This is a genomic window from Nocardia sp. CNS-044, from assembly GCF_059570515.1.
Window position 1 is genome coordinate 452,417 of sequence record NZ_JCANSX010000008.1, and the last position, 20,628, is coordinate 473,044.

Below are 20,628 nucleotides of genomic sequence, written 5' to 3' on the forward strand. Positions count from 1 at the left end.
CATGCTCTCGGCGACCACGACGGAGACCATCCGCGCCACCCTGCCCGCGGTGGGCGCCGCTATCGAGGACATCACGACGCTGTTCTACCGCAAGATGTTCGCCGCCCATCCCGAACTCGAACGCGACCTGTTCAATCGCGGCAACCAGAAGCAGGGCGGGCAGCAGAAGGCGCTCGCCGGCGCCATCGCGGCCTTCGCCGCGCTGCAACTGGAACCCGATCAGGCTCGTGTCGACCTGATCTTGTCGCGGATCGCGAACAAGCACGCCTCCTTGGGAATTCAGCCCGCGCAGTACCAGATCGTGCACAAGTATCTGTTCGAGGCCATCGTGGCGGTTCTCGGTGACGCTGTCACCGCCGAGGTCGCCGCGGCGTGGGACGAGGTGTACTGGCTGATGGCCGAGACGCTGATCGCGATGGAAGCCGGGCTGTACCGGGCCGCGGGTGTCGCCGACGGTGACGTGTGGCGGCAGGTGCGTGTGCGCGAGCGTCGCCACGAGTCGGCCGACGCGGTCTCTTTCGTGCTCACCTCCCTCGATGGCGCGCCGCTGCCGTCCTTTTCGCCGGGGCAGTACTTGTCGGTGGGCGTTCACCTTGCGGACGGTGCGCGTCAGATCCGTCAGTACAGCCTGTCCTCGGCGCCGTCGAGCGGGGACTGGCGCATCACCGTCAAGCGGGTCGACGCGCACACTCTGCCGGACGGCTCGGTCGCCCCGGCCGGTGAAGTGTCGAACTTCTTGTACCGCAACGTCTTCGAAGGCGACGTGCTCGACGTCACCACCCCGTTCGGTGATCTCGTCCTGCAAGACGACGACGCGCCGCTGCTGCTGATCTCGGCGGGTATCGGATGCACCCCGATGATGGGCATGCTCAGCCACCTCGCCGACACCGCCGACCCGCGCTCGATCTCGGTGATCCACGCCGATCGCGCGCCCGCCAGCCACGCCCACCGCGCCGAGCTGGCCGAGCTCGTCGACCGGCTGCCGTTGGCGATCATGCACCGGTGGTACGAGGACCTCGGCGCCCGCCGCCCCGAAGACGGACTCCGGGAAGGCCGCGCCGACCTCGGCGAGATCACCATCGCCGAGAACACCCACGTATACCTCTGCGGGCCACTGCCTTTCATGCTCGGCATGCGCGAGGCGCTACTGGGCAAGGGCGTCGCCGCCGGGAACATCCACTACGAAGTCTTCGGGCCGGACAGCTGGGCGGCCGCCCCGGCGTAGGCGGTGGTGGGTATCGCGCCATCGCGGTGGTGCGGGGGTGCCAGAATGCTGGGTATGCGAGGTCCATCGGCCGACGACGGCTCCGACGACAGGTCTCCCGTCATCGGAGCCCTGGCCCAATCACGGCTGCGGGAGCTGCTGGGTGAGGTCCAGGAGCGCATCGCGGAGATCGTGGGTGTGCGTGACCAGATGGACCGGCTCATCGAGGCGATGCTGGTGGTCACCGCGGGCTTGGACCTGGACAACACGCTGCGCACGATCGTGCACGCCGCGATCGAGTTGGTCGATGCCCGCTACGGTGCGCTCGGTGTCCGCGAGACCGACAAGAACTCCCACCAGCTGGTGGAGTTCGTCTACGAAGGCATCGATGACCGCACGCGCGTGCTGATCGGTGATCTGCCGCGCGGGCACGGGGTGCTGGGGTTGTTGTTCGAACAGCCCAAACCGATCCGGTTGGCGGACATGTCCGCCCATCCGTCCTCGGTGGGCTTCCCCGCTCATCACCCGCCGATGAAGACCTTCCTCGGCGTCCCGGTCCAGGTCCGTGACGAGATCTTCGGCAACCTGTATCTCACCGAGAAGGCCGGTGGCCTGGAGTTCACCGAGGACGACGAGGTCGTCGTGCAAGCGTTGGCGGCCGCGGCGGGCATCGCCATCGCCAACGCCCGCCTCTACGAGGCATCGCGGATCCGCCAGCAATGGTTGGAAGCGACGCAGGATGTGGCGACGGTCGTGCTGGCCGGCGGAGACCCCGACGAAGTCCTCGAACTGATCACCGCACGCGCGTTGACGGTGACCGCGTCGGCGTGTGCCTATCTCGCCTTGCCCGAGGACCCGGACATGCCCTCGGAGGACGTCGGCGAACTGGTGGTCGTGTCGGCGGCCGGGCTCGACGCCCAGCAACTCGTCGGACAGCGGATTCCGGTGCACGGGTCCCGCACGGGCGCGGCGTTCCGTGACCAGCAGTACGTGCCCGCCGCGGAACCCGGCGGTGTCGCGGAGCTCGATTCGCCAGGAAAGTACGGTGCCGCGCTGACCTTGCCGCTGCGGGCGGGGCAGTCGGTCATCGGCGTGCTGACCATCCTGCGTTCGGCCGAGGTGCCCGCACTCGACGCGGCGGGGCATTCGATGATGAGCGGCTTCGCCGACCAGGCGGCGCTGGCGTTGGAGCTGTCCAACACCCAGCGCCGCATGCGCGAACTCGACGTGGTCTCCGAACGCGACCGCATCGCCCGCGACCTGCACGACCACGTCATCCAGCGGCTCTTCGCCGTCGGGCTCTCCCTGCAAGGCACCGTGGCCCGCGCCCGCACGCCAGAGATCAAAGCCCGCCTCACCGACACCATCAACGATGTCCAAACCATCGTCCAGGACATTCGCCACTCGATCTTCGACCTGCACTCCAGCACCGCCGCCGAGGCGCCGGTCCTGCGCAAACGCCTGCACGCCGTGGTCGCGGAAATGACCGCCGACACCGACCTGCGCACCTCCATCCGCATGGCCGGACCGGTATCGGTACTGACCCCCGCCATGTTCGACGACCTGGAAGCGGTGCTGCGCGAGGGGTTGAGCAATGTGGTGCGCCACGCCCGAGCCACGGCAGTGTCGGTCAAGATCGCCATCGGCGACGACGTCGTCCTGGAAGTCACCGACAACGGCATCGGCCTGCCCGACGAACTCTCCCGCCGGAGCGGCCTGGCGAACATGGCCGCCCGGACCCGCGAAGGCGGCAGCTTCAGCGCCGACAAAGCCTCTGGCGGCGGCACCGTCATCCGGTGGTCGGTACCGCTGCCCGTGGTATCGGTGAACGGCGCCGGTAACCCGCGACCCACGACACCGGACGACACGACAGAACGCTGATTCCGGACGGAACTGCTGCCTTCGCGGCGGCGCCTTCCGGATCGATTCGGGTCGGCGGGGCCTCGAAACGGGCAGAATTGTGTTCCTACGCGAGGCCCGCACCGGGAGGACGGCGATGCACTTCGACCTGATGCCGCTGACTTTGCGCAAGACCGTGTCTCTGTCGGCGCCGCGACCGATGCGGATGTCGCTATGACCGAGGCCGCTATCTCGATCACAGCCTTGACGAAATCGTTCGGTGCGGCCAAAGCTCTCGACGGCTTGGACCTGACCGTGCGCACCGGTGAAATTCACGGGTTTCTCGGGCCGAACGGTTCGGGCAAGACGACGACGATCCGGATCCTGTTGGGGCTGTTGCGCGCGGACTCGGGGAGGGTGCGCATGCTCGGTGGCGATCCGTGGACCGACGCGGTCGCGCTGCACGCTCGCCTGGCTTATGTGCCCGGTGAGGTCGTCTTGTGGCCGGGGATCACCGGTGGCGAGGTCATCGATCTGATGGGGCGCCTGCGCGGCGGCATCGACCCGCGGCGTCGTGCCGAACTGCTGGACAGGTTCGATCTCGATCCCCGGCAGAAGGCGCGTGCCTATTCCAAAGGCAACCGGCAGAAGGTCGCGCTCGTCGCGGCGCTGGCTTCCGATGCGGAATTGCTGCTGCTCGACGAACCGACCGTCGGCCTGGACCCGCTGAAAGAGGCCGAGTTCCAGCGTTGTATCGCCGAGACGAAGAACGAGGGCCGGACCGTGCTGCTGTCCAGCCACATTCTCGCGGAGGTGGAGGCGTTGTGTGATCGGGTGAGCATCATCCGCCGCGGGCGCACGGTGGAATCCGGCACGCTGTCCGAACTCCGGCATTTGACCCGCACCATCATCACTGTCGAGACCATCAGGGCGGCAACGGATCTGGAGGCGGTACCGGGTGTGCACGATCTCGTTCGCAACGGCACCCGGACCAAGCTCGCCGTCGACGCCGCGCACCTCGAGACGGTGATGCGGATACTCGCCGAGCTGGGCGTGCGCAGTCTCACCAGCACACCCCCCACCGTGGAAGACATCTTCTTGCGTCACTACGGCCCCGCCCCGGTGCAGCCTGGAAAGGACGAGCCGTGACCGCCTCCGCGACACCGCAGAGGAACATCTCCGGTGTGGGGACGTTGGTGCGGTTCGCACTCTGGCGCGAGCGACTGTCGCTGCCGTGCTGGCTGCTCGGCGTTGGCGCGCTCCTCGCCTTTCAGTCCCTGGCCAGCCAGCGCTTCTACGACACGCCACAGAAGCTCGCTCAGCTGCGCGAGACGATGAGCGGCAGCGCGGCCACCATCGCCATGGCCGGGCCGACCCGGCTGCTGGACACGATCGGCGGGGAAATCGTGTTCGAGATCTTCGCTTACCTGGCGGTCGTGGTCGCGTTGCTGAACATGTTCCTCATCGGAAGGCACACTCGCTCCGAGGAGGAAACCGGGCGGGCGGAATTGCTGCGTTCGGCGCCGGTGGGACGCTGGGCGCCGCCGGTCGCCGCGCTCGGTGTGGCCGGGCTGGCCGATATCGCCGTGGCGCTGGTGGTCTTCGCCGCCGCGGCGGGGACCGGGCTCCCGGTTGCTGGGTCGCTGCTGCTCGGGGTCGTCACCGCGGGGATCGGTGTCACCTTCGCCGCTGTCACCGCCGTCGCCGCGCAGGTATTCGAGAACCCGCGCAGTGTTTACGGGGCGGTCGGGCTCGCTCTGGCGGCCGCGTACGTGGCGCGTGCCGTGGGCGATGTCGGCAATGGTGTGGCCTCCTGGACTTCGCCCATTGGATGGGGCCAGCGCAGTTACCCGTACGCGGGCGACCGGTGGTGGACGGTACTGCTGTTCGCCGCCGCGACCGCGATACTCACCGCTGTCGCGTTCCTGCTGCTCGACCGGCGTGATTTCGGCGCGGGCCTACTGCCCTACGGCACGGGGCGTGCGAGTGCCTCCTGGGCGCTGCGGTCACCGCTCGGTTTGGCGTGGCGGCTGCAACGCGGGTCACTGGCGGGATGGACGGTAGGTGTTTTCGCGCTGGGCACGGCCTACGGTTCGTTCGCCGAGAGTATCGAGGACTATCTCACCGACAACCCCGAAATCGCCGCGTATCTTCCTGGCGGCGCGACCGAAGCGGTGGATTCCTATCTGTCCCTTGCGGTTTCGATCACCGCGCTGCTCGCCGCCGCGTTCGGCATCACCAGTGTGCTGCGTGCCCGCGGGGAGGAGACCGCGGGCCGCGCGGAGCCGATCCTGGCCGCACCGGTGAGCCGAGCGCACTGGCTGACCAGCCACCTCACCGTCGCGACGGTCGGCGGTGGATTCGTGCTGGCCTGCGGTGGCTTCGGCGTCGGGCTGTCCTACGGTCTGACGATCGCCGACGCCGTCCAGCCGCTACGGATGACCGGGGCGGCGCTGGTCTACCTGCCCGCGGTCTGGACGATCGTCGCGATCGCGACGATCGGCTGCGGCTGGTTGCCGAAGGCGGCTGTCCCGCTGGCGTGGACGGTCTTCGCCTACTGTGCGGTGGCCCTCCTGTTCACGGCGGCCTTCGACCTACCCGCCTGGTTCGACAAGGCATCGCCGTTCACACACATTCCGAAGGCGCCACTCGAAACGGTCACCGCCGCACCGATACTGGCGATCACCTCGGTGGCCGCGGCGGGACTGGTCGCCGGATTCGCCGGGTTCCGTCGCCGCGACACCGGATACTGACGCTAGCGCGGGGGCGGGTACTGGTGCGGTCCCTGGCCGCCGGGGATTCCGGGTGTGGGCGGCGTTCGCGACGTCGCGGCGGCGATCACCGTCGCGAGGGTGGCGGCGAAGGCGGCGAGCGCGCACGGGATGGACAACCAGACGGTGTCCTCGAAGAGGAATTCGAATTGTGCGGCGTTGAGAGTCGCTTCCACCGTGCCGGACAGGAGCATGCCCGCGGCCACCGCCGCGAGCGCGCGCAGCACGGGATAGCGCGCGCCCATCCCGGCGAGCGCGCAGATACCGGTGAGGATCGCGAGCAGGATCATCAGCACGAGCATGATGTCGGACCAGAAGAAACGTGAACTCGAGGAGAACGCGTTGGTTACGCGGAAGACGATGGCGAGCAACGCGGTGACCAGCAGCAGACCGCCCGCGACCCGCTCCATCGCGCCGCCGCTCGCCGGTCGGCCCGGTGGACCGTAACCGGGTACGTGCGGCACCGGAGCGGGTGCGCCGGGCGGCGGTGCGCCGTAGGGATACGGCTGACCGACGTAGGGATGCGGTTGACTCTGCTGCGGATTCACGTGTGCCTGATTCGGATTCGACTGGCCCTGCGGCCCGTACCCACCCGGCTGACCCGGCGGCATCGGATTCCCCATCGGTAGTACTCCTCCCCGGCCGTCCGGCCGCACTCTCGAACCGCTACGACCAAGGACCCTAGTGACTCCGGCCCCGCGCCGGGAATCACGATTGCCTCGAATCGTCCAGGCTCGTCGCGTCTCTACCGTTCACTTCACTCTGCTCCGCTGTTGGCGAGCGAGTTGTACCGACGCCGACTGCCCGTCGACGCCGGTACGAATCCTCGGACCCGGAGTGTGCTACTTGGTGTCGCCGGCGGGTGCTGCGACCGCTGGCGCGGACGTCAGTATCGTGCCTGCGATAAGAGCGGCGGGCAGAATCTTCTTGACGCGCATTGCTTTTATTGTTCTTTCTGCGGTTTCGGGCAGGGTTGAGCGTCGGCCCGCGTGGGATGCGGGCCGAAAGGAAGTTCTGGGTGTACCCCCTCGGTGCCGGTAGAGGATCCAGCTACCGAGGGGATGTGTATGGCGAGCGATTACGCGGCGACTTGAACGACCGCCGGAATTTTCCAGCTTCCGTCGAGCAGTGACGGCGAATTCTCTGTCGGCCAGAACATCCGCAACATGAGGTTGAACCGATCCTTGGGCGCCGGGAGCCAGTTCGATTCCTTGTCCGCACCCGGGGAGTCGGCCTGGATGTACAGGTCGACCGAACCGTCCGGATTCACCTTCAGCGGGTCGCGCGCGCTCGAGGTGTATCGGTTGAGCGGATTGGCGACGAAGAAGTAGTTGGCGTCGTACATCGTCAGCGACCAGAAGCCCTTGGCAGGCGGCAGTTGTCCCTTGTCGAAGTGCATGACGTATTTGTTGGCGCCGCTGTACGTCTGCGTCGGGCTCGGCCCCTCCGACACGGGATAGATGGCGTCTTGTGGCAGATTGGCACCCAGTCCGATGGCGGTGATGTAGGCGCGGTGGACGTAGTGCGTGCCGTACTGGCCGGTTTCGGTGGTGAACAGCCAGCCGTTCTGGAACGAGATGTCACCGGCGGCCACGCCGTCCTTCGTCCAGGCCATGATTCTGGCCTGCGCGGATTGCGGTGCGTCGGCGATGGCTTTGGTCACCGCCGGATCGAGTGTGGTGGCGTCGAAGTCCCGGCCGGGCACGATGCCCAGCTCGCCCAGTGTGGCGAGCATCGCGGCGTCGTCGGAGGACGGCGGGTTGGTCGCGAGCAGGTCGGCGAACAGTTCGAAGAAGGACGTCCCGTCCAGCGCGTTGACTTGATCGCGGACGGCGGTCTTCATGTCGACCGCCGGGTCGACCGTGCCGAGCGGCGGAGTGTACGGCTGCCCATAGGACGACAGCGGCACCGCGGTGATCCGGTCCTGCAACGCATGCACGGCCGCGTAGTCCTCGGGGGTACCGGTGGAGTAGATACGACCGAGTAGCCACACCATGTCGGTCGGCGACTTGTACTCGGTGACACCGGCGGGCAGGGTGCCTTTCCAGTTCGGCCCCGTGATCGCGAAGGTTTGGGCCCTGGTGCCGGTGGTGCGGCTGCCCGGAGAGGCGAACACGTTGGTCCAGCCGTCGAGCATCGGCAACAGGTAGTAACGGTCACCCATATCGGGCACGCTGACGATCCACGGTTCCTTGGCTACATCGAACCATGCCGTGGTGTACAGGGTGTCGGCGTTGGGGGCGGTGACACCCCGGAATTGCGCGTCCGGATATTCGCGTTTGCGGACGAATTGCCCCTGCGGGGCGTGGCTGCCGTCGGGAGACGCGACGTTGGTGAACCCCCGCCGGGTGTACTCCATCGTCACCAGCGGGTACGCGTAGGTGTAGGCATCGACAGCCGCCGCCGCGAGCTCGGCAGCGGAGCGCTCGCCCGTCTCGGTGCTGTCACTCTTGCCGCACGCGGAAAGCATGCCGACGAGCAGAGCGAGGACGGCGACTACACTCGCCAGGTTTCTGCCCGTCACGCCGTTTACCTTCCTCGTGCCGTGCGGCCCACGTTTTCGAGGGACTCGGCGAACCGGATCGGGGCGTACGACGCGCTCACCGGCTGGTGCGAGGGTTGGCACTGTCTTCGTCGACATTGTCGGAGTACCTCTCGATCGAGAATGGGTCGGGACGAGGTGATGGGGTTGGCTGGTCGCCGCAGCCGTCCTGACGTCGCTGCTAGGTGAGCCGAGCGCGAGTGGCGATTTCGACGGCGTCGGAGATGTCGGGGACGGCAAGAAATCCGGGATCGCTGTAGGCGGGGTCGGGGTAGCTGTAGTAACCCCGGCCGGTCTGTATGCCGAGCAGGCCCCGGTCGAGGAAGTTCTGCGCGAGATAGTCGGCGTTGGCGATCATTTGCCGATCCCCGTGTACGCCGCCCCAATAACGCATCACGTCGTGCGCGGTCTTCATGCCGACAACGTCGAGCATCGCCATCGGGCCGCGCGAAGCTCCCGGATTCGCGATCAGGAACGATCGGTCGACGTCTTCCGGGGTGGCGACGCCGTTGGTGACCAACGTTTGTGCGGCGTGCAGCAGTGGCACGAACCAGGTGTTGAGGACGTAGCCGTTCTGTTCCTTGCCGACTGGTATCGGCAGCATCCCGATCTCGATCGCGTATTCGGTGATCGCGACCAGTGTGCTGTCGGCCGTGCCGGGGTGCGCCATGACCTCGGCGACATTGAGTGCCCAGATCAGATTGGCGAAGTGCAGCGCGCAGTACTTGTCGGGACGGCCGGTGGCCTCGGCGAAATCGCGTGGCAGCAGGGTCGAGGAGTTCGTAGCGATGAGCGTGTGCTGATCCAGCAAACCCGCCATATCGCGATACACCTGGGTCTTGACTTCGGGGATCTCGGGGACGGCTTCGATCACCAGATCCTTGGCGGACACCGCCGAGGCGAGGCTGGTCGTGTAGGTCAGCCGCGCGCGAGTGTCGGCGATGTCGCTCTCCGACGCGCCGACCTCGGCGAGGTAGATCGCCGCGTACTGCTCATGAGCGACCAGGCATCGGTCCAGCGCCTCCTGGGAAATGTCGTAGACGACAACGGTTTTCCCTTTGAAGGCCGAGTGCCAGGCTATCTGCCCGCCGAGTACTCCGGCGCCGAGCACCGCGACTTCGTCGAGAACGGACATAGGTATTCCCTTCGGTTGATTGGTTGTGATTTCACTGCGGTGGAGCGGCGCTACCGGGCCTGGTCGGCGGGATCGGGTGCGGTCAGCGATTGGTAGTGCGGGCGAGGAAGTCCAGCACCAGTGCGGCGAACTCGTCCGGGCACTCGATCTGCGGCATGTGGCCGATTCCCTCGAACAGGAAGGTCTCGGCGTGCGGGATCAATCGGCGGGCCGCTGTCAGGTGATGCGCGGGAAGGATCCGATCGCGATCTCCCCAGACGATCATGGTGGGGCGGGGATGCGCGGCCACCTCCGCCATCAGCTCGGCTCGCCACTCGGCTCTGACTCCCCGACCGGTCGCGAGCGCATGCGCTGTCTCGTGCATGACGGTGCCACGGTCGGGTTGGCGGGCTATGGCGAGGGCGTGGTCGATTCGCTCCCTGGTCGCGAACGACGGATCGGCGAAGATGGCGCGTTCGGTCAAGACGGCGGCGGCGCGGGTGGTGCGGCGAGTGGCGATCCTGCCGATGCGCGGCAGGGCCAGAAGTCTGAGCAGGGCGGTGACCTCCGAGCCGAAGGCCGCGCTGTCGACGAGAACCAGGCTCGCCACGCGTTCGGGGCGAGACGCGAGCAGCCGCAACGCGACCGCACCACCGAGCGAATTCCCGATGACGTGCACCGGCCGCCGCTCACCCAAGGTGTCGAGCAGGTCGGCCACCCCGCGTGCGAGCACCGGTAGCGTCATGGGCTCGTGTGGACGGTCGGAGAATCCGAAGCCGGGGAGATCGACCGCGATCACCCGGTGGGCACCGCCCAACCGCTGGAATTGGGGCGCCCAATCCTCCAGACTGCGCCCGATGCCGTGCAGCAAGAGAACGGGCGGGTTGTCGGGATCGCCGTCGACGCGGACGCGGGTGCGCAGGCCGTCGACGGTGAGATAGGCGGGCGTGCTCATGCGATCGCTGCTGCCTCGGTGGCCGGGCCGTCCGCCGCGGCGCGTGCCGTGGTGAAACGCAATGCCGGATGCTCCACCGGAGCGTTGCGCAACCGGGCGCGATCGGCGGCGTAGCTGGGCGCGAGCTTCCACGGTCCGTCCGAGCCGTGCTGTGGGAACAGCCGCACCGAGCGTCGCATGTAGCCGGCGGCCATGTCGAACAGCGGTCGCCGCGGCGTGGCCGGGTCCCCGAGCGGGGTGACGGCGGTGTAGCCGTGGCGATCCATGTGGGCGAGCATCCGGCACAGATGGTCACAGACCAGGTCGACCTTCAGCGTCCACGACGCGTTGGTGTACCCGATGGCGAAGGCGAAGTTCGGGACGCCTGCGAGCATCATGCCCTTGTAGACGAGGCTGTCGTGGATGTCGATCTGTCGTCCGTCGACATGGAGCTCGATCCCGCCGAATGCCAGCAATCGCAGGCCGGTGGCCGTGACGACGACGTCGGCCTCGAGTTCGGTGCCCGACTCGAGCAGAAGTCCCCGCGGGGTGAACCGCGCGATGCGATCGGTGACGACCGACGCCTCGCCCCGCGAGATCGCCGTGAACAGGTCGGAGTCGGGGACCATGCACATCCGCTGATCCCACGGGTCGTAGGTCGGGCTGAAGTGCGTGTCGACCGCGTACCCGGCGGGCAGGGCGCGGGCGTTGAGACCGCGGATCAGGCGCCGGACCAGGGCCGGGTAGCGCCGGCTGCCGTGGTAGATCAGCGACTGGCGGGCGGTGTTCATCCGGCGCGTGATCCGGTAGGCGACGGTGTCCGGAAGCAGGCGTCGCAATGCGTTGGCGATCGGGTCGCGGCGCGGGACCGGCACGACATAGGACGGGGAGCGCTGCAGCATCGTGACGTGGGCGGCGCGGTCCGCCATCGCCGGGACGAGCGTCACGGCTGTCGCGCCGCTACCGATGACGACGACCTTCTTGCCGGAATAGTCGAGATCTCGCGGCCACTGCTGAGGATGAACGATCAGACCGCCGAAGTCCTCGGTGCCCTCGAATCGCGGTGTGTACCCGCCGGAATGGTCGTAGTAACCGGCGGCGCTGAACAAGACGTCGCAGGTGACGTCGAACTGCTCGCCGTCGCTGGTGCGCCGCAGGGTGACCGTCCACCGGGCGTCCTCGGACGCGAAGTCCGCGCGTAACACCTTGTGCCCCAGGTGGATCCGGCGAGCGAGATCGTTCTCGGCGACCGCCTCGTGCAGGTAGTCGAGGATCTCGTCCGCGTCGGCGATCGCGTTGTCGCTGGTCCACGGCTTGAACTCGTATCCGAAGGTGTGCAGATCGGAGTCCGACCGGATGCCCGGATAACGGAACAGGTCCCAGGTCCCACCGATCGCGTCGCGACCGTCGACGATCGCGAACGTCCGCCCCGGTTGCTCGGTCGCCAGATAGCGGCCCATGCCGATGCCGGAGATTCCGGCGCCGACGACCAACACGTCGACGTGGTCGAACTCTGCTGTGACGGGAAAGCGAAGCATCGGTGAACTCCGTGGTTGTTTCGGTAGGTGATCCGTCAAACAGAATCCTGTGACTGGGCTCACTGTCGGAAGGGCGATCAGCACCAGATTCATCGATATGTGGTGCTATCCGCACCATCGACGACGTCGTACGATGGCCGCATGTCCTGGCCAGAACCGTCCGAACGCGTGTGTGAGTTGATCAGCCGATGCGCTCAGGCCGCCCTGAACGCCGCACCGGAGTGGATCACCGACATGGACAACGCGACGCTGTCGGCGGTGAACATGCGAGCGTTCGCCGACGACCCCGAGCTACGTGCCACGGTGAGTCGGCTGAACCGCGCCAACCTCCTGCACTGGGTGACGGCGAACATCCGCGATCCGGGGATGCCGGTGTCGCCCAACCTCGATCCCGAACCCCTGCGTATCGCCCGGGACCTGGTGCGCCGCGGACTCAACGAGTCGACGCTGGACGCCTATCGGATGGGCCAGAACACCGCATGGCGGAAGTGGATGGCCCTCGCTTTCGAAGCGACGTCCGACCACGAGGAGTTGTGCGAACTGCTCGACGTTTCCGCCCGGTCGGTGTTCGGGTTCCTCGACACGACGATCGCCGCCGTTTGGGCACAGATGCGGCTCGAGCGCGAGGAGCTGACCCGCGGCAACCACGCCGAGCGACGCGAGACCGTCGCGCTGATCCTCGACGGCGCCCCCATCACGCGTCAGCGCGCCGAGGCCCGCCTCGGCTACAACCTCGATCAGCACCACACCGCGGCCGTCGTCTGGAACCCCGACCCCACCGCCGATCCGGGTGACCTGGAACGCGCCGCCGAAGCCCTCGCCCGCGCGGCCGGAGCCTCGCGTCCGCTGACCGTGATCGCCAGCGCCGCGACCCTGTGGGTCTGGATTCCCGGCCCCCACGCCCCCGACCCGAGCCGATTACAGGCGGCGATGGAGACGATCCCGGCGGTCCGCGTCGCCATCGGTCCCCTCGGACAAGGGCTCGACGGTTTCCGGCGCAGCCACCTGGACGCGCTGACCACCCAGCGCATGGTGGCGCGCCTGCATTCAGCGCAACGCGTGGTCAGTTTCGAGGCAGTTCAAATGGTTTCCCTGCTCACCCAGGACGCCGACCACGCCGACGAATTCGTCCGGAACACCCTGGGAGACCTCGCCTTCGCCGATCCGGATCTGCGCGCGAGCGTGCTGGTCTTCATCCAGGAACGATGCAACGCCGCACGCGCCGCGGCACGCCTGTACACGCACCGCAACACGCTGTTGCGTCGACTCGCCCGTGCCCAAGAGCTCCTCCCGCGACCACTGGACGACAACGTCGTGTCCGTCGCGGTGGCGCTCGAGGTGCTGAACTGGCGCGGGGCAGGCGTCTGACCCGACGCCCGGCTGGCTCGAGGGCCTTCGGTAACCAGGCCGAGGTCCACCTTCGGCCCGATCCGGCGGATAGCTTCGTACGCTGAGAGCATGGCTGGTGGAGGTGGATGGACATGATCAAGGTGTTCTTGGTGGACGATCACCACATCGTGCGGCGCGGGGTGGCCGATTTGATCGGCGCCGAGTCCGATATGGACGTTGTGGGGGAGGCGGGCAGTATCTCCCAGGCATTGGCGCGGATTCCGGCGTTGCAGCCGGATGTCGCGGTGCTGGATGTGCGGTTGCCCGACGGTAATGGCATCGAGTTGTGTCGTGAGTTGCTCGATCAGCGGCCGGAGTTGCGGTGTTTGATGTTGACCTCGTTCACCGACGAGCAGGCCATGCTGGACGCGATTTTGGCCGGTGCCAGTGGCTATGTGGTCAAGGACATCGGAACGACGGACCTGGTGGATGCGATCCGGGATGTCGGTGCGGGCAAATCGCTGCTGGACAATCGGGCCGCGGCCGCGTTGATGGCGAAGTTGCGTGAGGAGGCCGAGGCCAAGTCGGGTCCGCTGGCGGGGCTGACCGATCAGGAGCGTGTTCTGCTGGGGTTGCTCGGCGAGGGGTTGACCAACCGGCAGATCGCGCAACGAATGTTCTTGGCGGAGAAGACGGTGAAGAACTATGTGTCGCGGCTGCTGACGAAGCTGGGTGTGGAGCGGCGTACCCAGGCCGCTGTGCTGGCGTCGAAGCTGAACCCGCCCGCCAACCGGGACTGAACGCGGACCTATCAGGCCGCTGCGAGCCGACTGCGATGCCAGTCGACCATCATCGGGGATGCTTGCGGATACCAGCCAGCTACGGGCTTCCGATCCGCTCGATGTGAAACGACCATGCGCGCCCCGCACCGGCATACGGGCTGGTCGGCACCGGGGACCGCATGCGCTCCGGAACAACGCCGTCCGCGACCGGTGAGTACCCGATTCGGGGGTATGCCCTATCGAGGTCCTGGGCACCGCGACCTGCGGACTGCCTGTCTACATCTCGAGGCAAAGAAGGGAGACCTGCGATGACGACCGCGCAGATGATCATGCACTCCGAAGTGGCCTGTCTCAACGTGCGCGACACCATGCAGACCGCGGCTCAGCGGATGCACCAACTGGATGTGGGCGCGCTGCCGATCTGCGACGGGGAAGGTCGTCCAGTCGGCATAGTCACGGATCGTGACATCGTCGTGAAGTGCATAGCCCTCGGCCAGACCCCGCGGACCACGACGGCCGGTGAGCTGGCTCAGGGCGCGGAAGCACTGCACACCATCGACGCGGGTGCGGATATCGGCGACGCGCTCGCGCTCATGGAGCGCTACCAGATCCGGCGGCTGCCGGTGACCGAGCGCGGCCGCCTCGTCGGCATCATCACCGAAGCCGACCTGGCGCGCCGCATGCCCGATCAAACGGTCGGCGAGTTCGTCGAAGCGGTGTGCGCGCAGCATCTTCCGGCCGCGACTTCCGACACCACCGACCAACGCGACGCACCGTAGCGACTGGCGTCAACGGTCATCGGCGTGCGTCTCGAGCCGGGCGCCCCGGCTCCGCTGAGTCGATCCCGGAAGTGTCGCGCTGCCCGGCGCATCACACATCCGGGCGACGGCGCGCAGGCTCTGTGCGCGGCCTACACCAACCCGCGGCAGTTCGGGGAGCGCGCGCGGGGTGATTTGGTGGACTGGTAGTACGGGACACATAGTGGGCCAGTTATTGGCGACTGGCTCTGTTTTTCCAGGCCAGTGATCGTCATGCTGAGCCAATGCTTTTTCGGCGGTTGGTCGCGCTCTACAGCGGATTGTGGATGTACGGGTTCTCCATGGCGGTGATGGTGCGCGCCGGGCTCGGGCTCGACCCGTGGGACGTCTTCCATCAGGGCGTCGCCGAGCACGTCCCGCTCAGCTTCGGCGCGGTGACCGCGGTGACCGGCGCGGTGGTTCTGCTCGCCTGGATTCCGTTGCGGCAGCGCCCCGGGCTCGGCACGGTCAGCAACATCGTGGTGATCGGGTTGTCGGTGGACGTCGGGCTGTGGCTGTTGCCCACGTGGGAGTCACTGCCGGTGCGGATCGCCGCCATGCTCGCGGCCGTCGTGCTCAACGCCGCCGCCACCGTCGCCTACATCGGCGCGGGCATGGGCCCCGGCCCGCGCGATGGCCTGATGACTGGCCTGGTTCGCCGCACCGGCTGGTCCGTCCGGACGATCCGCACCACCATCGAGGTGACGGTGCTCGTCACCGGCTGGCTCCTCGGCGGCAGCGTCGGCCTCGGCACCCTCGTCTACGCCTTCGGCATCGGCCCGCTGATCCAACTGATGATCCCCGCCGTCGACCGCCACCTCCCCGGCTTCCGCACCGTCCATCGCCCCGCGCAGAGCCCGATAGGCGAACCCGCCGCAGTGGATCGCTGAGGGTTCGCCGGTCGAACCGATTCGGCGGGTTCGGCCTCGGCCGACGAGTTCAACCCCGGATGGCTGGCGCAGGTGGCGTCGACTTCCTCTGCGCGAGAATCGCTTTCGGCGTGTGGTCACGCGAGGATGGGGTGGCGGCGTGACGGATGCGGTAGTTGTCGATCGGTTCGGCAATGGGCTGGAGACAGCGTGCGCGGACGGGCGGCCGATCGCCTTCGTGTGCGGCGACATCTACCGCGGGGGCTGCGACAAGATCGCCGAACCGCCGGGATGGCTGCACGCCGACGAATGGATCGACTGGCACGGACGCTATCGGGGCCCGCACCTGGAAGCCGAACGAGACAGGGCCTAGGTCCGGATCCGAGGGTTACGTGTCCTTGTGGACAGGCACGCCCCCGCCCAGACTGGCTGTATGGAACAGGACCGGGGCGACGTGGTGGTGGCGATCGCGGAGGGCGTGCTGCTGCTCGACGTCGCCGGACCCGTGCAGGTCCTGCACTGGGCGGGGCATCGGGTCCGATTCGCCTCGCCGGACGGCGCGCCGGTGCGCGCCGATGTCGGCGTGCCGCTCGGAGTCGAGGGCTCGATCGACGAACTCGCCTCGCACGCCGACACCCTGCTCGTGCCGGGCTACGCGGTCGACGGTCCACTGCCACCGGCCCTGGTGCGATCGGTCGGCGCCGCCGCGCCGAGCGCGCGCCGCGTGGCGTCGGTCTGCACCGGCGCCCTCGTGCTCGCCGAGGCGGGTCTGCTGGACGGACGGCGGGCGACCACGCACTGGCTGGCGTGTGCCGAACTGGCGCAACGATTTCCGCGCGTCGCCGTGCAACCGGACGCGATCTACGTGCGCGACGGCCGGATCGTCACCTCCGCGGGTGTGAGCGCGGGCATCGACATGGCGCTGGCGCTGGTCGAGGAGGATCACGGGGCCGAGGCGGCGCGCTCGATCGCCAAGCACCTCGTGGTCTTCCTGCGCCGCCCGGGCGGCCAGTCGCAGTTCAGCCTGCACACCGGCATCGCGACGCCGCGGGCGGGCGGACTGCGCGCGGCGGTGGATTCCGTCGTCGCCGACCCCGCGGCCGACCACAGCCTGGCGGCGCTCGCGGCGCGCGCCGCGGTGAGCGAACGTCACCTGACCAGGCTGTTCCGCAAGGAAATCGGCATGACCCCGGCCCAGTACGTGGAGCGGGCCCGGATCGAGTCGGCCCAGCGCCTGCTGGAGGCGGGCGACGACGGCGTGGCGACCGTCGCACGCCGCAGCGGTCTCGGCTCCGAGGAGACCATGCGACGCACCTTCCTCAAACGGCTCGGCGTCACGCCGACCGACTACCGCAACAGATTCCGCGCCGCAGCGCGCTGAATCCCCATCCGTGCGCCGTATTTCGCGGCGCGACGGCGTATTTCATCGAACCAGGGGAGACCCATGTCCATGTCACGTCGCACCGCCCTCGGCGCCGCTTCGGCGGCCGTCGCGTTCGCGTGGTCCGCCGATCACGCGCTGGCACAGGCGGATCCGCTCGCGCTGCCGTCCACGCCGCTGGCACGCAAGGCGAGCGAGTTGATCGACCGCGAGCTGGCGCCGCACCTGCGCAATCACAGCGTGCGCGGCTTTCTGTTCTCCCGCGCCGTCGCGGCCCAGCACGGTCTCGCGCCCGGTACCGGCTACGACGAGGAGCTGATGTATCTGATCTGCGCGCTGCACGACATCGGCCTCGGTGAGATCGCCAACGGCGACCAGCGTTTCGAGGTCGACGGCGCGGACTACGCCGCCCGCTTCCTGGAGGACAACGGCGTCACCGACGACCGGGTCGACGACGTGTGGGATGCGATCGCCGCGCACACCTCGGGCCTCAGCGATTCGCCCGTCTACCGACGCCGACGCCGACCGGAGATCTGGATCGCGGTGGAGGGCATCGGCCTGGACATCGGCGCAAGTCCGGCCGATTTTCCACCCGGCTACGCCGACCTGGTGCACGCGCGCTACCCCAGGCTCGGCGGCAGCCGGGCACTCGCCGACTCCGTCGAAACACAGGCGCTGGCGAATCCGCGCAAGGCGCCGCCCGGCTCGCTGCCGGGCGAAATCCTCCGGCAGCGGCATCCGGAGCTGCCCTACCTGACTTGGGACGCGATCCTTGCCATGAGCGGTTGGGGAGACTAGGCGCGCGCCGACCCGACCGTCTCCTTGGCGGCCAGATCGGCTTTCCACTCGCGGAAACCCTCTTCGGTCCGGCCCCTGCGCCAGTAGCCCGAGATCGACGCGGCCCACTCCGCGGGCACCTGCCGTTCCCTGCGGATGTAGCGGCGCAGGTCGTGCATCACCGCCTGCGCCTCACCGTGGATGAACACCTGGACCTGGCCGTCCCGCCACGGCGTGGCCCGCACGGTTTCGGCGAGCAGTTCGCCCGCCGGCCGCGCGCCGCGGTGCAGCCAGGTGAGCTCGACGCCCCCGGGCTTGTCCAGCTCGAGCTCGTCGTCCGGTCCCGACACCTCGACGAAGGCGTGGCCGACGGCATCGTCGGCCATCGCCTCCAGCGCGACCGCGATCGCGGGCAAAGCCGCCTCGTCGCCGGCGAGCAGGTGCCAGTCCGCGTCGGCGCGCGGCGAGTACGCCCCGCCGGGGCCGTAGGCGTCGATGGTCTCACCGGGCTGCACCGAGGCCGCCCAGGGGCCCGCGATGCCCTCGGAACCGTGGAAGACGAAGTCCGCGGCGAGCACTCCGGCCTCGACGTCCACCGAACGGACGGTGTAGGTGCGCAGCACCTCGACGCCGTCGCGCGGGAAGATGAACTTGACGTAGGAGTCGGTGCACTCGCTGGGCTGGAACGCGGCGAAGCCCGGTCCACCGAAGTGGACGCGGACCAGATGCGGGGTCAGCCATTCGGTACGCAGCACGGTGAGGGTAGTGCGGGGGCGTGCCAAGGTAACCTCCCGGAGAGTAGGTATTTAGGTATGCCTTACCAACCGTACATGTCCTTCCGGAGTGCCGGAGTGCTGTTCGGCTCACAGTGAGGGTTACCGCAGACGCGCCGCCGATTCGTCGCCAGGATGAGGGCATGACCCAGATCGCGCCGACACCGACCGATGCCCTGCGCCAGCGCTACCGCGACGCGGCCCCGGTCGAACCCGCCCAGTGGAATCCGGTCCTGCGGGTGCTGCACGAACATCGGTCGGTGCGCCGCTACCTGCCCGATCCGGTGTCGGACGACACGCTGCGGCTGCTGATCTCCGCCGCGCAGTCTGCGCCGACCTCGTCCAACCTCCAGGTGTGGAGCGTGATCGCGGTCCGCGACGAAGCGCGCAAGGCCCGCCTTGCCGCGCTGGCGGGCGGGCAGGCGCACATCGAGCAGGCGCCGGTGCTGCTGGTGTGGACCGCCGACTTCGCCAGGCTGCGCCAGCTCGCCGACGACCGCGACGCCCCACTGGACGGCGCGGACTACCTCGAATCCAGCTACGTCGGTTTCATCGATGCCGCACTCGCCGCGCAGAACGCGGTCGTCGCGGCGGAATCGCTCGGGCTCGGCACCGTCTACATCGGTGCGCTGCGCAACAAGCCCGAACAGGTCGCCGCCGAATTGCGCCTGCCGCCACAGGTTTTCGCGGTGTTCGGCTTGGTGGTCGGCCATCCGGACCCGGTCGAGCAGGCCGCGGTGAAGCCGCGCTTGCCGCAGGCCGCGGTGCTGCACCACGAAACCTACGAGCTGGCGGACCAGCGCGAGCACGTCGCGCGGTACGAGGAACGGATCGCCGAGTTCTACGCCGAGCAGGGGCTCGCGCACTCCTGGACCGAGCGCGTGCTGGACCGTCTGGCCTCGGCCCGGAGCTTGAACGGCCGCGACCGGCTGCGCGAGGCGCTGGCCGGTCACGGTTTCCCGTTGCACTGAAAGCCGTCAAACAGCAGCGGCTTTGGCGATCAGCTCGAAGGAGCGGGCGCGGTCCTCGATGTCGTAGACGAGGGTGTTGAGCATCAGCTCGTCGGCTTCGGTGCGCCGCAGCAGATCGTCGAGTTGACCGCGCACCGTCTCCGGCGAGCCCATCACCTGACCGGCGCGACGCTGTTCGATGAAGTGACTTTCCCGCTCGGAGGGACGGAAAGCCGCGGCCTCCTCCGGCGTGGGCAACGCCCGCGGCCGCCCGGACATCAGGGACAGGAAGGCCAGATCGCGCGGACGCGCCATGGCGTCGGCCTGTTCGTCGGTGTCGGCGCAGATCGCCGAGAAGGCCACCATGGCGTACGGCTGCTCGAGATGCTCGGAGGGCCGGAAGCTGTTGCGGTACAGCGCGAGCGCGGCCTCGGTGTTGTTCGGGCTGATGTGGTGGGCGAAGGCGAAACGCACACCGAGCACCGCCGCCACCTGCGCGCTGTACCCGCTGGAACCGAGCAACCAGATCTCCGGCTCCGCGCCGCGGCCCGGCGTCGCGGTGATGCCGCCGGGACCCGCGCCGCGGAAGTACCGCAGCAGATCGGCCAGCTCGCTGGGAAACGATTCCGCCGACAGTCCCTCGCTGGTGCGCCGCAGCGCCAGCGCGGTGGCCTGGTCGGTGCCGGGCGCGCGGCCGATGCCGAGATCGATCCGGCCCGGGTGCAGGGCGTCGAGGGTGCCGAACTGCTCGGCCACCACGAGCGGCGCGTGGTTGGGCAGCATGACCCCGCCCGAACCCACCCGGATCGCCGTTGTCGCCGCCGCCAAGTGCGCGATGACCACGCTCGGCGAGGAGCTGGCGATGCCCGGCATGTTGTGGTGCTCGGCCACCCAGAACCGTCGATAGCCCAAGGCCTCGGTCCGCCGCGCCAGTTCCGTGGTGGCGGCCAGCGCCTCGCCGGGGCTCGCGCCGGTCTGCACGGGCGCGAGGTCCAGGACGGACAGCGGGACGTCGATCATGCGGCTCC

General features: G+C 68.3%; 19 protein-coding genes. 12 read left to right on the forward strand and 7 right to left on the reverse strand.

Annotated features, from left to right (window positions below):
* The first annotated feature begins 1 nt into the window (after nt 1).
* The 4 genes from T333_RS21290 to T333_RS21305 all read left to right on the forward strand — a co-directional run bounded on the left by T333_RS21290 (nt 2) and on the right by T333_RS21305 (nt 5,796).
* Nucleotides 2-1,225: a globin domain-containing protein gene (locus T333_RS21290; RefSeq protein WP_357249913.1), complete on the forward strand. Its 1,224-nt coding sequence runs from the start codon at nt 2-4 to the stop codon at nt 1,223-1,225.
* Between the two features lie 54 nt (nt 1,226-1,279).
* Nucleotides 1,280-3,085, forward strand: a complete 1,806-nt coding sequence (locus T333_RS21295; protein ID WP_496425584.1) for a sensor histidine kinase — start codon at nt 1,280-1,282, stop codon at nt 3,083-3,085.
* A 192-nt stretch (nt 3,086-3,277) separates the two neighbouring features.
* Nucleotides 3,278-4,192, forward strand: coding sequence for an ABC transporter ATP-binding protein (locus tag T333_RS21300; RefSeq protein ID WP_357249907.1), 915 nt, complete (start codon nt 3,278-3,280; stop codon nt 4,190-4,192).
* Nucleotides 4,189-5,796 (forward strand): ABC transporter permease, encoded by a 1,608-nt coding sequence (locus tag T333_RS21305; protein WP_357249905.1) that lies wholly within the window; start codon nt 4,189-4,191, stop codon nt 5,794-5,796. Before T333_RS21300 ends, T333_RS21305 begins: the two co-directional genes overlap by 4 nt.
* A gap of 2 nt (nt 5,797-5,798) precedes the next feature.
* Here the strand turns inward: T333_RS21305 and T333_RS21310 are convergent, their stop codons facing one another.
* The 5 genes from T333_RS21310 to T333_RS21330 form a co-directional block, all read right to left on the reverse strand.
* Complete coding sequence (locus T333_RS21310; protein WP_357249902.1) at nt 5,799-6,437, reverse strand: hypothetical protein; 639 nt, start codon at nt 6,435-6,437, stop codon at nt 5,799-5,801.
* A 455-nt stretch (nt 6,438-6,892) separates the two neighbouring features.
* A complete protein-coding gene (locus T333_RS21315; RefSeq protein ID WP_496425773.1) occupies nt 6,893-8,284 on the reverse strand; it encodes a DUF1254 domain-containing protein in 1,392 nt (463 codons plus the stop codon).
* Between the two features lie 253 nt (nt 8,285-8,537).
* Complete coding sequence (locus T333_RS21320) at nt 8,538-9,491, reverse strand: 3-hydroxyacyl-CoA dehydrogenase (protein WP_496425585.1); 954 nt, start codon at nt 9,489-9,491, stop codon at nt 8,538-8,540.
* 82 nt (nt 9,492-9,573) lie between these two features.
* Nucleotides 9,574-10,425, reverse strand: a complete 852-nt coding sequence (locus T333_RS21325; RefSeq protein ID WP_496425586.1) for an alpha/beta fold hydrolase — start codon at nt 10,423-10,425, stop codon at nt 9,574-9,576.
* The gene (locus T333_RS21330) at nt 10,422-11,942 is read right to left on the reverse strand and encodes a flavin-containing monooxygenase (RefSeq protein ID WP_496425587.1); all 1,521 of its coding nucleotides are present in this window, start codon (nt 11,940-11,942) and stop codon (nt 10,422-10,424) included. Before T333_RS21330 ends, T333_RS21325 begins: the two co-directional genes overlap by 4 nt.
* A 141-nt stretch (nt 11,943-12,083) precedes the next feature.
* Here T333_RS21330 and T333_RS21335 point away from each other — a divergent pair, with 141 nt between their 5' ends.
* The 7 genes from T333_RS21335 (at nt 12,084) to T333_RS21365 (ending at nt 17,898) form a co-directional block, all read left to right on the forward strand.
* Nucleotides 12,084-13,310 carry a PucR family transcriptional regulator gene (locus tag T333_RS21335; RefSeq protein ID WP_496425588.1) on the forward strand — a complete coding sequence of 409 codons (1,227 nt, stop codon included), beginning with the start codon at nt 12,084-12,086 and terminating at the stop codon, nt 13,308-13,310.
* Between the two features lie 113 nt (nt 13,311-13,423).
* A complete protein-coding gene (locus tag T333_RS21340; RefSeq protein WP_355002908.1) occupies nt 13,424-14,071 on the forward strand; it encodes a response regulator in 648 nt (215 codons plus the stop codon).
* A 290-nt stretch (nt 14,072-14,361) separates the two neighbouring features.
* Nucleotides 14,362-14,832 (forward strand): CBS domain-containing protein, encoded by a 471-nt coding sequence (locus T333_RS21345; RefSeq protein WP_355002907.1) that lies wholly within the window; start codon nt 14,362-14,364, stop codon nt 14,830-14,832.
* 263 nt (nt 14,833-15,095) lie between these two features.
* Nucleotides 15,096-15,740, forward strand: a complete 645-nt coding sequence (gene yczE / locus T333_RS21350; RefSeq protein WP_355002906.1) for a membrane protein YczE — start codon at nt 15,096-15,098, stop codon at nt 15,738-15,740.
* A gap of 139 nt (nt 15,741-15,879) precedes the next feature.
* A complete protein-coding gene (locus T333_RS21355) occupies nt 15,880-16,092 on the forward strand; it encodes a hypothetical protein (RefSeq protein WP_355002905.1) in 213 nt (70 codons plus the stop codon).
* A gap of 60 nt (nt 16,093-16,152) precedes the next feature.
* Entirely contained in the window at nt 16,153-17,100 is a 948-nt protein-coding gene (locus tag T333_RS21360) for a GlxA family transcriptional regulator (RefSeq protein ID WP_355002904.1), read from the forward strand.
* Between the two features lie 63 nt (nt 17,101-17,163).
* Nucleotides 17,164-17,898, forward strand: coding sequence for an HD domain-containing protein (locus T333_RS21365; RefSeq protein WP_357249875.1), 735 nt, complete (start codon nt 17,164-17,166; stop codon nt 17,896-17,898).
* Here the strand turns inward: T333_RS21365 and T333_RS21370 are convergent.
* The gene (locus tag T333_RS21370) at nt 17,895-18,659 is read right to left on the reverse strand and encodes a siderophore-interacting protein (RefSeq protein WP_496425589.1); all 765 of its coding nucleotides are present in this window, start codon (nt 18,657-18,659) and stop codon (nt 17,895-17,897) included. The two genes, T333_RS21365 and T333_RS21370, sit on opposite strands and share 4 nt — an antisense overlap.
* Nucleotides 18,660-18,793: 134 nt before the next feature.
* Here T333_RS21370 and T333_RS21375 point away from each other — a divergent pair, with 134 nt between their 5' ends.
* Complete coding sequence (locus T333_RS21375) at nt 18,794-19,621, forward strand: NADPH-dependent oxidoreductase (RefSeq protein WP_496425590.1); 828 nt, start codon at nt 18,794-18,796, stop codon at nt 19,619-19,621.
* A 6-nt stretch (nt 19,622-19,627) separates the two neighbouring features.
* Here the strand turns inward: T333_RS21375 and T333_RS21380 are convergent, their stop codons facing one another.
* Complete coding sequence (locus T333_RS21380) at nt 19,628-20,620, reverse strand: LLM class flavin-dependent oxidoreductase (RefSeq protein ID WP_496425591.1); 993 nt, start codon at nt 20,618-20,620, stop codon at nt 19,628-19,630.
* Nucleotides 20,621-20,628 lie beyond the last annotated feature (8 nt).